Genomic DNA, 13373 nt, shown 5'->3' on the forward strand with positions numbered 1-13373 from the left:
AGCGCGAAGGGCGAAAGAGGGAGCCGCGACGTGGCACGGATTGTGGTGGACGTGATGCCGAAGGCCGAGATCCTGGACCCGCAGGGCAAGGCGATCGTGGGCGCGCTCGACCGCCTCGGTTTCGCCGGTGTCGCGGATGTGCGGCAGGGCAAGCGGTTCGAGCTCGAGGTCGACGGGGACATCAGCGACGAACAGCTCGAGAAGATCGCGGCCGACGTGCTGACGAACACCGTCATCGAGGACTTCACCATCACCCGGGTGAACGCATGACGCGCGTCGGAGTCATCACCTTCCCCGGCACGCTCGACGACGTGGACGCGTCGCGCGCCGTGGAGCGCGCGGGCGGCGAGGCCGTCTCGCTCTGGCACAAGGACCACGATCTCAAGGGGGTCGACGCGGTCGTCGTCCCCGGCGGTTTCTCCTACGGCGACTACCTGCGCGCCGGCGCCATCGCCTCCCTCGCTCCCGTGATGACCGAGGTCGTCGCGGCCGCGGGCAAGGGCATGCCGGTGCTCGGCATCTGCAACGGCTTCCAGATCCTCTGCGAGGCGGGCCTGCTCCCCGGCGCGCTCACCCGCAACGAGGGCCTGCACTTCGTCTGCCGCGACCAGTGGCTGCGGGTCGAGGCCACGAACACCGCCTGGACCTCCCGCTACGAGGCGGGCGCCGAGATCCTCGTCCCCGTGAAGAACGCCGAGGGCCGTTACCAAGCCTCGGAGGCCGTGCTCGACGAGCTCGAGGGCGAGGGCCGCGTGGCCTTCCGCTACGTCGGCGGCAACCCGAACGGGTCGCAGCGCGACATCGCGGGTGTGGCCTCGGCCAACGGCCGCGTCGTCGGCCTGATGCCCCACCCGGAGCACGCCACCGAGGCGCTCACCGGTCCGTCGGACGACGGCCTGGGCATCTTCTACTCCGCGCTGGACGCGGTGCTGTCGGCCTGATGGCGGGCTCAGCGGCAGCCGCCACCGCGTCCCCGGAAGGCCTCTGCGCCTTCGTCGACGCCTCACCCTCGCCCTTCCACGTGGTGGAGACCGCCGCGGCGCGGTTGCGCTCCGCGGGCTACTCCGCGCTCGCCGAGGGCGACCGGTGGCCGGCGGCGGGCCGGCACTACGTGGTCCGGGGCGGGTCGATCGTCGCGTTCGACTCGTCCGGTTTCGGGGTCGACGGTGCCTTCCGCATCGTCGGCGGCCACACCGACAGCCCGAACCTGCGGGTCAAGCAGCATCCCGACCTCGAATCGGCCGGCCTGTCGATGGTGGGCCTCGAGCCCTACGGCGGTGCCTGGCTCAACTCGTGGCTCGATCGGGACCTCGGGATCTCCGGTCGACTCGCGTTCGCCGGGCCCGACGGTGCCGGGACGGCCCTCGTCCGGATCGACGAGCCGGTGCTGCGCGTGCCGCAGCTCGCCATCCACCTGTCGGAGAACCGCAAGGGCGTCGAGCTGGACCCGCAGCGGCACGTCAACGCGATCCGCGGAGTGGGCGCGAAGGGGCCCTTCGTGGACCTGCTGGCCGATGCTGCCGGGATCGACCCGGAGACGGTGCTCGGGTGGGAGCTGATGACGCACGATCTGGCGCCGAGCCGGGTCGTGGGCGCCGACGGCGACCTGCTCTCCGCGCCGAGACTGGACAACCAGGGGACCTGTTACGCGGGTGTCGAGGCGCTGGTCGCGGCACCGTCGACCAGCGGGGTGACGCCCGTGCTCGCGCTGTTCGACCACGAGGAGGTCGGATCGGGCTCCGACCGCGGCGCTGCGTCCGACCTGCTGCTCACGGTGCTGGAGCGGATCGCGCTCGCCGCGGGCGGCGACCGCGAGGACTTCCTGCGGGTGATGAGTCGTTCGGTCTGCGCCTCGGGCGATATGGCGCACGCCACGCACCCGAACTACCCGGACCGGCACGAGCCTGCGCACCGCATCGCCGTGAACGGCGGGCCGGTGCTCAAGGTGAACCAGAACCTGCGCTACGCCTCGGACGCGACGGGCGAGGCGGTCTTCGCGCTGGCCGCTGAGCAGGCGGGCGTGCCGCTGCAACGGTACGTGCACCGTGCCGACCTGCCCTGCGGCTCCACGATCGGCCCGATCACCGCCGCTCGCACGGGGCTGACCACCGTCGACGTGGGTGCGCCGCAGCTCGCGATGCACAGCGCCCGGGAACTGATGGGCGCCGCAGACATCGGTTACTACTCGGCGGCGCTCGCGGCGTTCCTCGCCCCGGCCTGAGGGCTCGCGGCGTCGTCGACAGGCGTGCAGGTGCCGACCACCTCCGGGCCGGGCTCGCCGTTCGCTACGGTGGGCCGATGGGTGAGCTACAGCGTCCCGCCGTCGGAGTGATCGGCCTCGGAGCAATGGGGGCGCCCATGGCCGGGCACCTCGCCCGCGCGCACGGCACCGTCCACATCACCGCCCGGCGGCCCCGTCCGGACCTCGTGGCCGACGGTGCCGCCTGGCACGACGACGCGGCCGCGGTGGCGGCGGCGGCCGATGTCGTGCTGCTCATGCTGCCCGACCTCCCGGAGATCGAGGAGGTGCTCGCGGGCGAGCGCGGACTGCTCGCGGGTGAGCGTCCCCTGCTCCTGCTGATCGGCTCGACGTCCTCGGCTCCGGGAGTACGAGCCCTCGCGGACCGTCTGGACCGGGAGACCGCCGGTCGGGTCCGGGTCGTCGATGCGCCGGTCTCCGGTGGTGAGGACGGCGCGATCGCCGGGACGCTGTCGATCATGATGGGCGGCACCGAAGACGACTGTGCCCGCGCGGCCGAGGTCCTCGCGCCCTGCGGCACCCCGGTCCGGTTGGGCCCGTTGGGCGCCGGCGAGGTCGCGAAGGCGTGCAACCAACTGGTCGTCGCGGCGACCATCGCCGCGCTGGGGGAGGCGACGGTGCTGGCGGACCGTTCCGGCATCGACCTCGCGGCGATGTGGGATCTGCTCGGCGGCGGCTACGCCTCGTCCCGTCTGCTGGCGACCCGCAAGGACAAGCTCGTCACGGGGGACGACGCACCGTCGGGCATGGCGAAGTACCTCGCGAAGGACCTCCGCTCCGCCACCGAGGTCGCGCACGCGACGGGCACCGAGGCGATGCTGCTGCCCGCGCTGCTCGCCGAGTTCGAGGAGATCGTCGAGACGGGGCTGGGGGACCGGGACATGGCGGTCACGCGCAGGTTCATCGCCGAGCGCGGGCGCCCACCGATCACTCCCGAGTGAACCGGGACTCACTCGGGTCCGTTAGTGTCCCAGGGCATGACCACTTCGCCCGAATCATCCCCGCCCGTGCAGGAGGGTGAGGAGCTCACCCGAGCGCTGAGCAACCGCCACATCCAGCTCATCGCGATCGGCGGCGCGATCGGCACCGGCCTGTTCATGGGCTCGGGCAAGACGATCTCCGTCGCCGGACCGTCAGTGATCCTCGTGTACATGGTGATCGGCTTCATGCTGTACTTCGTCATGCGCGCCATGGGCGAGCTGCTGCTCAGCCGCACCGGCTACCGCAACTTCTCCGACTTCGCGGGTGACCTGCTCGGACCGTGGGCCGCGCACTTCACCGGGTGGACCTATTGGTTCTGCTGGGTGGTGACCGCCGTCGCCGACGTGGTGGTGATCGCCTCGGTGTACATCACGTTCTGGGCCAAGGACATTCCGCCGTGGATTCCCGCGGTCGTCGTGATCGTGCTGCTCATCGGCCTCAACCTGCCCACGGTTCGGGCCTTCGGCGAGACCGAGTTCTGGTTCGCCATGATCAAGATCGTGGCGATCGTCGCGCTGATCATCGCGGGCGCGGTGCTCATCCTCACCGGGTTCGAGCACGACGGCGCCCGTGCCTCGCTGGCCAACCTGTGGGAGCACGGCGGGGTGTTCCCGCAGGGCTTCATGGGCTTCGTCGCCGGATTCCAGATCGCCGTGTTCGCCTTCGTGGGCATCGAACTCGTCGGCACCGCCGCCGCCGAGACCAAGAACCCCGAGAAGAACCTGCCGCGGGCGATCAACGCGATCCCCATCCGCATCCTGCTGTTCTACGTGGGCTCGCTCATCGTGCTCATGTCCGTGGTGCCGTGGGACCGGTTCAGCAAGGATGAATCGCCGTTCGTCATGCTCTTCTCGCTCGCCGGCCTCGGCGCCGCCGCGCACCTCGTGAACGCGGTCGTGCTGACCTCGGCGATGTCGTCGGCGAACTCGGGCATCTACTCCACCTCGCGCATGGTCTACGGACTCGCCACGGAGGGGGACGCGCCGAAGCTGTTCGCCACCCTGTCCAGCCGCAAGGTGCCGGCGAACGCGCTGTTCCTCACCGGCGTGATGCTCCTGTCCTCGGTGGTGCTGCTGGCCTTCGGCCTGGACAAGTCCGCGGGCTTCACCGTGGTCACCACGGTCTCCTCGCTGTGCTTCATGTTCGTCTGGACGATCATCCTCATCAGCTACCTGGTGTATCGCTCGCGGCGTCCGCAGTTGCACGCGGAGAGCGCGTTCAAGATGCCGCTCGGCACCGTGATGCCGTGGATCGTGTTCGCGTTCTTCGTGTTCCTGCTCTGGGCCTTCACCCGCGAGACCGACACCCTGCAGGCGATGCTGGTCACGCCGATCTGGTTCGTCATCGTCGGCGTCGCGTACCTGGCGATCCGGCGGACGCCGGAGCACCGTCGGGCACGGGAGGCGTTCGCCGAGCGCCGGGCGGAGGAGAAGGCGCGGGCCGCGCAGTGGCGGGCCGCGCAGCGCTGATCAGTCCTGCTCGGCGAGCATCGGCGCATCGGGCCCCAGCGGCCGGTGCAGCAGCTTGCCGCGCGTGACGGAGTCCCGCCCGTAGCGGGTGCGGAGCGAGTCGAGCGCGAGGTCGAGCGCGCTGTCGTGCTCGCCGCCGTCGAAGGGGAGCGCGAGCTGCACCGCGCCGTGGTTCTCGAGGTTCGCGAGCGAGAGCCCGATCAGCGTGCAGCCGCGCTCCCGGACGAGCGGCATCGCCTCGTCGAGCAGCCCGCGCGCGGCGGCGAGCACGACGGCCGTCTGATCCGTGGGCTCACGCAGCGAGCGGGACCGGGTGACGGAGGCGAAATCGTCGAACCGCAGGCGCAGTTCGACGGTGCGCGTGACCCGTCCGGCGGCGCGCAGCCGCTCGCCGAGCCGGTCCACGATCGCGAGCGCGGTGGCCTCGATCTCCGACTCGGATTTCGGCCGCCGCCCCAGGGCGCGCTGCGCGCCGATCGACTTGCGGCGCCGACCGGTGTCGATCCGCCGCGGATCGTGCGCCATCGACAGCGCGTAGAGGTGCCGGGCGGTGCCCCGGCCGAGGAGCGTGGCCAGGCGGGGCTCGCCCAGTTCCGCGATCTGCCCGACGGTGACGATGCCGATCTCGTGCAGGCGCGACTCGGTCTTGGGGCCGACGCCCCAGAGCCGCCGCACCGGCAACGGGTGCAGGAACTGCAGTTCCGTGCCGGGCGGGACGTGGAGCAGACCGTCGGGCTTGCCGACCGCGCTGGCCACCTTGGCGAGGAACTTGCTGCGCGCCACCCCGACCGTGATGGGGAGGCCGACCTCGGCCTTGACCCGCTCGCGGAGGCGCTGGGCGATCTGGACCGGCGTGCCGTCGATGCGGTGCAGGCCCGCCACGTCGAGGAAGGCCTCGTCGACGGAGAGGCCCTCGACCAGCGGCGTGATATCGCGGAACACCTCGAAGACCCGCTTGCTGGCCTCCATGTACGCGTCGAACCGCGGCGGCATGGTGATGGCGAACGGGGCGAGCGCCAGGGCCTCGCGGTGCGGCATGGGCGAGCGCACGCCCTTCGCCTTCGCCTCGTAACTGGCCGCCAGCACGACGCCCGAGCCGACCAGCACGGGACGGCCGCGGAGCCAGGGGTGATCGCGCTGCTCGACGGAGGCGTAGAACGAGTCCAGGTCCGCATGGAGGACGGTGGCCTCCGCGCGTCGCGCCTGGTCGATGGACATGGGAACGAGTATGTGTGATGGCACTGACAGGTTCTGGTGGTCTATCTGACTCTGAAGTAATCTTACTGACAAGTCAGTTCCCGAGCGACTCGTGAAGGAGTCAGCTGTGAGTACCTTCCTGATCACCGGCGCCACCGGTTTCCTGGGCCGGCGCATCGTCCCCCTGCTGTTGGAGCGCGACCCCGATGCGGTGGTGCACCTGCTGGTGCGGCCGTCGTCGGCGTCGAAGCTCGACGAATGGCGTGCCCGCTGGGGCGACCGCGTCGCGCCGCTGCTGGGCGACCTCGCCGCACCGGGCCTCGGGCTCGACGGTGCCGCGCCCGCGGTCGACGCCGTGCTCCACCTCGGCGCCGTCTACGACATGTCCGCGAGCGTGGAGGCCAACGAGCGGGTCAACGTCGAGGGGACCCGCGCGGTGATCGCGCTGGCGCGCAGCGTCGGCGCGGAGTTGCACCACGTCTCGTCCGTCGCGGTCGCCGGCGATCACCGGGGCGCCTTCGGCGAGAACGATTTCGATCTGGGACAGGGCTTCCCGTCTCCCTATCACCGCACCAAGTTCGAGTCCGAGAAGCTGGTCCGCGAGGCGGACGGCGTGCGTTGGCGCGTCTACCGGCCGGCGATCGTGGTCGGCGACTCGCAGACGGGCGAGATGGACAAGATCGACGGCCCGTACTACTTCTTCCCGATCTTCGATGCGCTGCGGCACGTGCCGTCCGTGATCCCGATGGTGCTGCCCGACACCGGCGACACCAACGTGGTGCCCGTCGACTACGTGGCGGAGGCGCTCGTCGAGCTCATGCTCCGGGCCGATGGAACCGGCCGGGTGTACCACCTGGTGAACCCGGAGCCGCAGGGCGTGCTGGAGCTCTACCGTGCGATCGCGCGGCCCGCGGGAGCCCCGCCCGCCGTCGGCCGGATCCCGCGTCGCGCCGTGGATTCCGCGATCCGGGCGAGCGGAACCGGGCGCACGGGGGTCCTGCGGGACACCGTGCTCAAGCAGCGCGGCATCCCGCCCCGCGCGTTCGAGAACCTCGGCTTCACCGCCCGCTACACCTCCGAGGCGACCCGGGCCGCGCTGGCGGGTACCGGAATCGACGTGCCGGACCTGCGCGACTACGGCCCGCGGCTGTTCGCGTACTGGCGCGAGCAGCTCGACCCCGCTCGGCTGCGCCGGCGCGACCCGATCGCCGGACGGCACGTGGTGATCACCGGCGCCTCGGCGGGCATCGGTCGGGAGACCGCGCGCGTGCTCGCCGACCAGGGGGCACGGGTGATCCTGCTGGCCCGCAACGAGGTCGAGCTCAAGGCCGCGGTCGACGACATCCTCGACCGCGGCGGGGAGGCCGCCGCGTACGTGTGCGACGTGACCGACGGTGACGCCGTCGGTGATGTCGTCGCGCGGATCCTCGACGAGCACGGCCACGTCGACTACCTGGTCAACAACGCGGGGCGATCGATCCGTCGGTCCGTGCGGGCGTCCGTCGACCGGTTCCACGACTACGAGCGCACCATGGACGTCAACTACTTCGGGGCGGTCCGGATGACGCTGGCGCTGCTCCCGCACATGCGATCCCGCGGCTTCGGGCACGTGGTCAACGTCTCGAGCATCGGCGTCTCGGCGCGCGGACCGCGGTTCTCCGCGTACGTCGCCAGCAAGGCCGCGCTCGACGCCTTCACCGATGTCGCCGCGACCGAGACCCTCACGGACCACGTCACGTTCACCAACGTCCACATGCCCCTGGTGCGGACGGCCATGATCGCCCCGACCGAGGCCTACGACGGTGCGCGCGCCATCAGCCCGGAGCACGCCGCCCGGATCATCGTGCGCGCCATCGTGCGCCGACCCACGCGGTGGGACACCCCACTGGGTGCCCTCGGGGCGCTGGGGCGCACGTTCACCCCTCGGATCACGCGCCGCGTCCTGCACCAGGAGTACCTGGCCTCCGCGGACTCGGCGGCGGCGAAGCGTGGCCCCACCGCGAATTGAACACCGTTATGGAGATTTCCACCTGCGGTTATTCTCTCCATAACGGTGTTCAATTGACAGGGGGACGAGGATGGCGGAGCTGAACGGGCGACGGATCGCCGTGACGGGCGGCGGCTCGGGGATCGGGGCGGCCACGTGCCGGTTGCTCGGCGCGCGCGGGGCACGGGTCTGGATCGGCGACCGCGACGAGGCGGCCGCGCAGGCCGTCGCCGCGTCGATCCGCGATGCCGGCGGACGGGCCGACTCCGTGCGGCTCGACGTGACGGACGAGGCCTCCTTCGAGGCCTTCCTCGCCGCGGCGGAGGCCGACGGTCCGCTCGACGCCCTGGTCAACAACGCGGGCGTGATGTGGGTGGGGTCGTTCGTCGACGAGGGCGCGGCGTCGATCCAGCGGCAGGTCGCGGTGAACCTCGTCGGCCCGATCCTCGGCACGCGGCTGGCGGCACGCCGGATGCTCCCGCGGCGCCACGGCCACATCGTGACCGTGGCGTCCGCGGCGTCCAAGCTCAGTCCGGCCGGCGAGGCCACCTACAGCGCCACCAAGCACGGGATCTACGGCTACCTCCGGGCCGTGCGCCGCGAGTTGCGCGGCACGGGTGTGGAACTGAGCGTCGTCATGCCCGCCGTCGTCGACACCGCGCTCGCCGCCGGGACCACGACCGGGGCCGCGGCGATGCTCACGCCCGAGCGGATCGCCGCGGCCATCGCCGACGCTCTCGCCCGGCCGCGGTTCGAGGTGCACGTCCCGCGCACCGTCGGACTGCTGCACCGCCTGCAGACCCTCGCCCCGCAACCCGTGCGGGACCTGCTCGACCGCTTCCTCGTTCCGGACCAGGTGCGCTCCGCCGACCACGCGGTGCGCGCGGACTACGAGCGGGACGCCGTCGGCGATTCCGACAGCCCGAGGTAGTCGCGAACGCGCCGACCCCCGCCGTCTCCAATCGCCACGACGGACGCACGAAATCCCGGGCCGGCACCCGTAGTCGGACCATGTTCTCGATGACGCCGGGCCGCGTGACGATGCGGTCGACGCCGTTCTCGCGGTAACCGAGAGCGCGGGACACTCCGTTCGACGCGGTGTTCCACTCCGCAGCCGCCGATGTCGCCCACTCGGCCCCGAGCTGATCGAACGCGAAAGTCAGGACGGCGGCCCGCATCTCGGCTCCGAGGCCGCGCCCGTGGAACCGCCGGGCCAGCCATGATCCGGTCTCGATGGAGCGCAGCTCCGCGAACCGCTGGGCCGCGAGGTGCTGGGTGCCGATCGGGACGCCGTCGTGCAGCACGGCGAAGGCGAACTCCCAGTCGTCGGGCGCGAACCGCGCCCGCAACGACCAGTGGTACTGCGCGAGCAGCGCCGGGGCGACCTCGGGGGCGCGATCAGTCCAGGGGGTCCGGAAGGGCATGACCGCCGGATCGTGGACGCCCTCGGCGACCGCCGCGGCCAGGTGCGGGAGGTCCTCGTCCCGGACCGCGCGCAGCGTCAACCGAGGGGTGCGCAGGTGCAATCCGAACGGTGGCCAGACATCGGCGAGATCCATGGCGGCACGGTAGCAACGGTGCGGGCCGCGGTGACAGTGGTTTTCGTCCGTCACAGCCAGCGGTAGCGGACCTCGGGCCGGCCGCGGCCGCCGTACTCGGTGATCCGCTCGCACAGCCTGTCGTCGGCGAGGCGCTCCAGGTAGCGCCACGCGGTGACGCGCGACATCCCCGTCCGGGCGGCGACCTCCGCGGCGCCGATCGGGCCGTCGGCGTGCCGCAGGGCACCGGTCACGCTCTCCAGGGTCGACGGTGCCAGTCCCTTCGGTGCCGTCGTCTCCGACGGGGCCTCGCGCAGGGCCGCGAAGGCGGCGTCGACCTCGCGCTGCCCGACGTCCTCGCCGCTGAGGGCGCCGCGGAAGGACAGGTAGCGGTTCAGCCGGTCCGCGAACGCGGCGAAGGTGAAGGGCTTGATCAGGTAGAGGAACGCGCCGCTCGCCATGGCCCCGCGGACCGTCGCGATGTCGCGCGCCGAGGTGATCACGATGACATCGGGTCGCGGGTGCACGCCCGCGAGATCGACGGCGAGCTCGAGGCCGCTGCGATCGGGGAGGCCCACATCGGCGAGCACCAGGTCGACGGGCGGGCCGGCGATGGCGGACCGTCGGACCTCCTGCAGCGCGGCGCCGGCCGTGCCGACCACGCCGACTACCTCGAATCCCTTGACCCGCCGGACGTATTCGGCGTGCGCGCGGGCGATCTGCGGCTCGTCGTCCACGACGAGGACGCGCACCGTCATCGTTCACCTCCCGGTAGTCGGACCGTCACCGTCGACGGTGCCCGGTCGGACTCGATCCTGCCACCCGCCTGCCGCACCACCTGGTCGACCAGGGCGAGCCCCAGCCCGCCACCGTGCAGGCGGTCGCTGCGGTCCTTCGTGGAGTACCCCCGAGCACGGGCGCGCTCGAACTCGTCGGCGGACATGCCCGGCCCGCTGTCGGCGACGGTCAGCTCCCACGATCCGGCGCGCTCGATCGCGGCCGACAGCTCCACCCAGCCACCCGGTCCCGCCGCGTCGATGGCATTGTCCACGAGGTTTCCCAGCAGGGTGAGCAGCGCCGCGTCCGGCAGCGGTGCGGCGGCCAGCTCGGTACCCTCGGCGACGGTGAGCTCGACGTCGAGGGCACTCGCGGCGGCGGTCTTGGCGACGAGGAGCGCGACGGCGGACGGGGCCGCGTCGCCGGCGAGGCGATCGACGAGTCGCTGGGACGCGCTCCGGTCGGCGATGGCGAGCTGCGCTGCCGAATCCTGCTCTCCCAGTTCGATCATGGTGACCACCGCGTGCAGGCGGTTCGCGTGTTCGTGCGCCTGCGCGCTGAGTGCGTCGGCCAGGGAGCGGGCCGTGTCGAGCTCGCCCAGCACGGTTTGCAGCTCGGTGCGGTCGCGCACGGTCAGGACGGTGCCCAGCGGTCCGGTCGGGCCGGTGACGGGGTGGCGGTTCACCAGCAGCACGCGGCTACCGGTCACGTGCAGCTCGTCGGTGAGGTCGCCGGCCCCGCGCAGCGAGGGCGGCAGGTCGCGCTGGTGCACGGCGCCGGCGGGGAGCTCGAGGAGTCGCCGGGCCTCGTCGTTGACCACCTGCGCGGGACCGTCGGGGGAGTCCGCGTCGAAGACGATCAGCCCCTCCGAGAGGGTGTGCAGTACGGCGTCGTGGTGCTCGTACAGGCCGCGCAGGTCCTGGGCGGACAGGCCCAGGGTCTGCCTGCGCAGCCGCCGCTCGGCCAGGGCGGAGAGGGCCACGAGCACCAGCAGCGCGGCGGCGACGACCGCGAGGATGCGGGGGAGCGCATCGCGGACCTGGTCCCCGAGGCGGGCCCGGGTCACCCCGGCGGACACCAGCCCGACGACGGTGCCGGACGCGTCGCGCACGGGTGTGACGGTGCGGATCGACGGGCCGAGGCTGCCGGCGTAGGTCTCCGTGAAGGTCTCGCCCGCGAGCGCGCGGTCTATGGTGCCGGTGTACTTGCCGCCGATCTGTGCCGGGTCGGCGTGGCTCAGGCGCGTGCGATCGGGGCGCATCACGACGACGAAGTCGAGTCCCCCGAGCCGCTCGGCCTGCTGGGCGATGGGCTGCATCACCGCGGATCCATCGGGTGCGGCGAGTGCCGCCACCGTCGACGGCGAGGCGGCGAGGGCGACCGCTGCCGCCCGCGTCTGCTCGCGCGCGGTGCGGTCACCGTCGTCCCGCGCCTGCGCGATGACCAGCCAGGACGCGCCTGCGGCGATCGTCAGCAGGATCGCCACTTGGGCCAGGAAGGACTGGGCGGCGACGCTGCGTGCTCTGTTTCTCACACGAGAACGTTTACACAATGAACACAAGCTGTGCCTCAGGTCACAGTTCTCGCAGGATTCTCTCGACGGGTCTACGACTAACAGGAGGACCACTGTGACGGCAATCGACGGGGCGGCGCCGCCCGCCCGGACGAGACGGGACCGCACCCACTGGCTCTACATCGCCGTGATCGTCGCGGTGGTGGCGGGCGTGATCGTGGGCCTGGTGGCACCCGGCGTCGGCAAGGACCTCAAGCCGCTCGGCGACATCTTCGTCAGCCTGATCAAGATGATGATCAGCCCGGTGATCTTCTGCACCATCGTGCTCGGCATCGGCTCGGTGCGCGCGGCGGCGAGCGTCGGGAAGATCGGCGGGCTCGCGCTCGGCTATTTCATCGCGATGTCGACCTTGGCCCTCGGCGTGGGCATTCTGGTCGGCAACCTGCTCAAGCCCGGCACGGGTCTCGGGATCCATCCCGACCCGGCGGTGGGCGCCAAGTACGCCGATCAGGCGCACGCGGCCGGCGGCACCTGGGGCTTCGTCCAGGGGATCGTCCCCGAGACCCTGTTCTCGGCGCTGACCGCGGGCAGTGTGCTGCAGGCCCTGTTCGTCGCGCTGCTCGTGGGCTTCGCGCTGCAGGCGATGGGGCCGGCGGGCGAGCCCGCGGTGCGTGCGATCGCGGTGCTGCAGAAGGTGGTCTTCCGCGTGCTGGTGATGGTGCTGTGGTTGGCGCCCGTGGGCGCCTTCGGCGCCATGGCGGCCGTGGTCGGCGCGACCGGTTTCGACGCGGTGATCCAGCTCGGCTGGCTGATGCTCGCCTTCTACATCACCTGCGGACTGTTCGTGTTCGTCATCCTGGGGTTGCTGCTGCGCTTGGTCACCGGGCTGTCGGTGTTCAAGCTCGCCCGGTACCTCGGCCGCGAGTACCTGCTGATCGTGGCGACCAGTTCGAGTGAGTCGGCGCTGCCGCGACTGATCGCGAAAATGGAGCACGCCGGAGTCGAGAAGACCACGGTCGGCATCGTCGTGCCCACGGGCTACTCGTTCAACCTGGACGGCACCGCGATCTACCTCACGATGGCATCGTTGTTCATCGCCGACGCCATGGGCTCGCCGTTGAACTACGCCGAGCAGTTCTCGCTGCTGCTGTTCATGATGATCGCGTCCAAGGGCGCGGCCGGCGTCACCGGCGCCGGGCTGGCGACGCTCGCCGGCGGCCTGCAGAGCCACCGCCCCGACCTGCTCGGCGGCGTGGGCGTCATCGTCGGGATCGACAGGTTCATGTCCGAGGCCCGCGCGCTCACCAACTTCTCCGGCAACGCCATCGCGACCCTGCTCATCGGGAAGTGGACCTCCACCATCGATCTGGCGCAGACCCAGCGCGTGCTCGACAAGCAGGACCCGTTCGACGAGGCGACGATGGTCGACGACCACGGCGCACCGTCGGATCCCGCCCCGGCGGCGGCCGCACACTGACACCCTGCCTGCTCCAATTGAACACCGTTATGGAGATTCTGACCTGCCTTGGGTCCAAGGGGTCAGCGCAACATCTGAGGTAGATGAGGTGTTGTCTGATGGGAAGACCGAAGAGCCCGGCGGAGCGGGAGCGTCCGTTCTGGGATCAGATCCGCAGCGGTAAGACGGTCACGG

Annotated in this window: 11 protein-coding genes and 1 pseudogene; 8 read left to right on the forward strand and 4 right to left on the reverse strand. The window is 71.4% G+C overall.

From position 1 onward, the window contains the following. Nucleotides 1-30 precede the first annotated feature (30 nt). The 5 genes from purS (at nucleotide 31) to HF999_RS18040 (ending at nucleotide 4710) form a co-directional block, all read left to right on the forward strand. Entirely contained in the window at nucleotides 31-270 is a 240-nt protein-coding gene (gene purS / locus HF999_RS18020; RefSeq protein WP_168547220.1) for a phosphoribosylformylglycinamidine synthase subunit PurS, read from the forward strand. Further along, nucleotides 267-941 carry a phosphoribosylformylglycinamidine synthase subunit PurQ gene (purQ, locus tag HF999_RS18025; RefSeq protein WP_168547221.1) on the forward strand — a complete coding sequence of 225 codons (675 nt, stop codon included), beginning with the start codon at nucleotides 267-269 and terminating at the stop codon, nucleotides 939-941. Before purS ends, purQ begins: the two co-directional genes overlap by 4 nt. Continuing rightward, the gene (locus HF999_RS18030) at nucleotides 941-2221 is read left to right on the forward strand and encodes a M18 family aminopeptidase (protein WP_168547222.1); all 1281 of its coding nucleotides are present in this window, start codon (nucleotides 941-943) and stop codon (nucleotides 2219-2221) included. Before purQ ends, HF999_RS18030 begins: the two co-directional genes overlap by 1 nt. Nucleotides 2222-2298: 77 nt before the next feature. After that, nucleotides 2299-3201: an NAD(P)-dependent oxidoreductase gene (locus HF999_RS18035; protein ID WP_168547223.1), complete on the forward strand. Its 903-nt coding sequence runs from the start codon at nucleotides 2299-2301 to the stop codon at nucleotides 3199-3201. 36 nt (nucleotides 3202-3237) lie between these two features. Further along, nucleotides 3238-4710, forward strand: a complete 1473-nt coding sequence (locus HF999_RS18040; RefSeq protein WP_168547224.1) for an amino acid permease — start codon at nucleotides 3238-3240, stop codon at nucleotides 4708-4710. Here the strand turns inward: HF999_RS18040 and dinB are convergent, their stop codons facing one another. After that, nucleotides 4711-5928 carry a DNA polymerase IV gene (gene dinB, locus HF999_RS18045; protein WP_168547225.1) on the reverse strand — a complete coding sequence of 406 codons (1218 nt, stop codon included), beginning with the start codon at nucleotides 5926-5928 and terminating at the stop codon, nucleotides 4711-4713. Between the two features lie 106 nt (nucleotides 5929-6034). On the opposite strand from dinB, the gene HF999_RS18050 reads away from it, so the two are divergent. Both HF999_RS18050 and HF999_RS18055 read left to right on the forward strand, forming a co-directional pair. Then, nucleotides 6035-7915, forward strand: coding sequence for an SDR family oxidoreductase (locus HF999_RS18050; RefSeq protein WP_168547226.1), 1881 nt, complete (start codon nucleotides 6035-6037; stop codon nucleotides 7913-7915). A 70-nt stretch (nucleotides 7916-7985) separates the two neighbouring features. Then, nucleotides 7986-8825 (forward strand): SDR family NAD(P)-dependent oxidoreductase, encoded by an 840-nt coding sequence (locus HF999_RS18055; protein WP_168547227.1) that lies wholly within the window; start codon nucleotides 7986-7988, stop codon nucleotides 8823-8825. A 142-nt stretch (nucleotides 8826-8967) separates the two neighbouring features. On the opposite strand, the pseudogene HF999_RS23175 reads toward HF999_RS18055, so the two are convergent. The 3 genes and pseudogenes from HF999_RS23175 to HF999_RS18070 form a co-directional block, all read right to left on the reverse strand. Further along, nucleotides 8968-9453, reverse strand: a pseudogene (locus HF999_RS23175) (GNAT family N-acetyltransferase); the annotation flags it as partial. Nucleotides 9454-9503: 50 nt separating this feature from the next. Next, nucleotides 9504-10190: a response regulator gene (locus HF999_RS18065; RefSeq protein ID WP_168547228.1), complete on the reverse strand. Its 687-nt coding sequence runs from the start codon at nucleotides 10188-10190 to the stop codon at nucleotides 9504-9506. Further along, nucleotides 10187-11743, reverse strand: coding sequence for a sensor histidine kinase (locus tag HF999_RS18070; RefSeq protein WP_168547229.1), 1557 nt, complete (start codon nucleotides 11741-11743; stop codon nucleotides 10187-10189). Before HF999_RS18070 ends, HF999_RS18065 begins: the two co-directional genes overlap by 4 nt. A 94-nt stretch (nucleotides 11744-11837) precedes the next feature. Here HF999_RS18070 and HF999_RS18075 point away from each other — a divergent pair, with 94 nt between their 5' ends. Beyond that, nucleotides 11838-13199, forward strand: coding sequence for a cation:dicarboxylate symporter family transporter (locus tag HF999_RS18075; protein ID WP_168547230.1), 1362 nt, complete (start codon nucleotides 11838-11840; stop codon nucleotides 13197-13199). Nucleotides 13200-13373: the final 174 nt, after the last annotated feature.

Source organism: Tsukamurella spumae, assembly GCF_012396015.1.
Lineage (GTDB): Bacteria > Actinomycetota > Actinomycetes > Mycobacteriales > Mycobacteriaceae > Tsukamurella > Tsukamurella spumae.

Bases quoted from the DNA above. Each gene is read 5' to 3' on its own strand.
- purQ (WP_168547221.1), top strand. From the start codon at position 267: ATGACGCGCGTCGGAGTCATCACCTTCCCCGGCACGCTCGACGACGTG.
- HF999_RS18030 (WP_168547222.1), top strand. From the start codon at position 941: ATGGCGGGCTCAGCGGCAGCCGCCACCGCGTCCCCGGAAGGCCTCTGC.
- HF999_RS18035 (WP_168547223.1), top strand. From the start codon at position 2,299: ATGGGTGAGCTACAGCGTCCCGCCGTCGGAGTGATCGGCCTCGGAGCA.
- HF999_RS18040 (WP_168547224.1), top strand. From the start codon at position 3,238: ATGACCACTTCGCCCGAATCATCCCCGCCCGTGCAGGAGGGTGAGGAG.
- dinB (WP_168547225.1), bottom strand. From the start codon at position 5,928: ATGTCCATCGACCAGGCGCGACGCGCGGAGGCCACCGTCCTCCATGCG.
- HF999_RS18055 (WP_168547227.1), top strand. From the start codon at position 7,986: ATGGCGGAGCTGAACGGGCGACGGATCGCCGTGACGGGCGGCGGCTCG.
- HF999_RS18065 (WP_168547228.1), bottom strand. From the start codon at position 10,190: ATGACGGTGCGCGTCCTCGTCGTGGACGACGAGCCGCAGATCGCCCGC.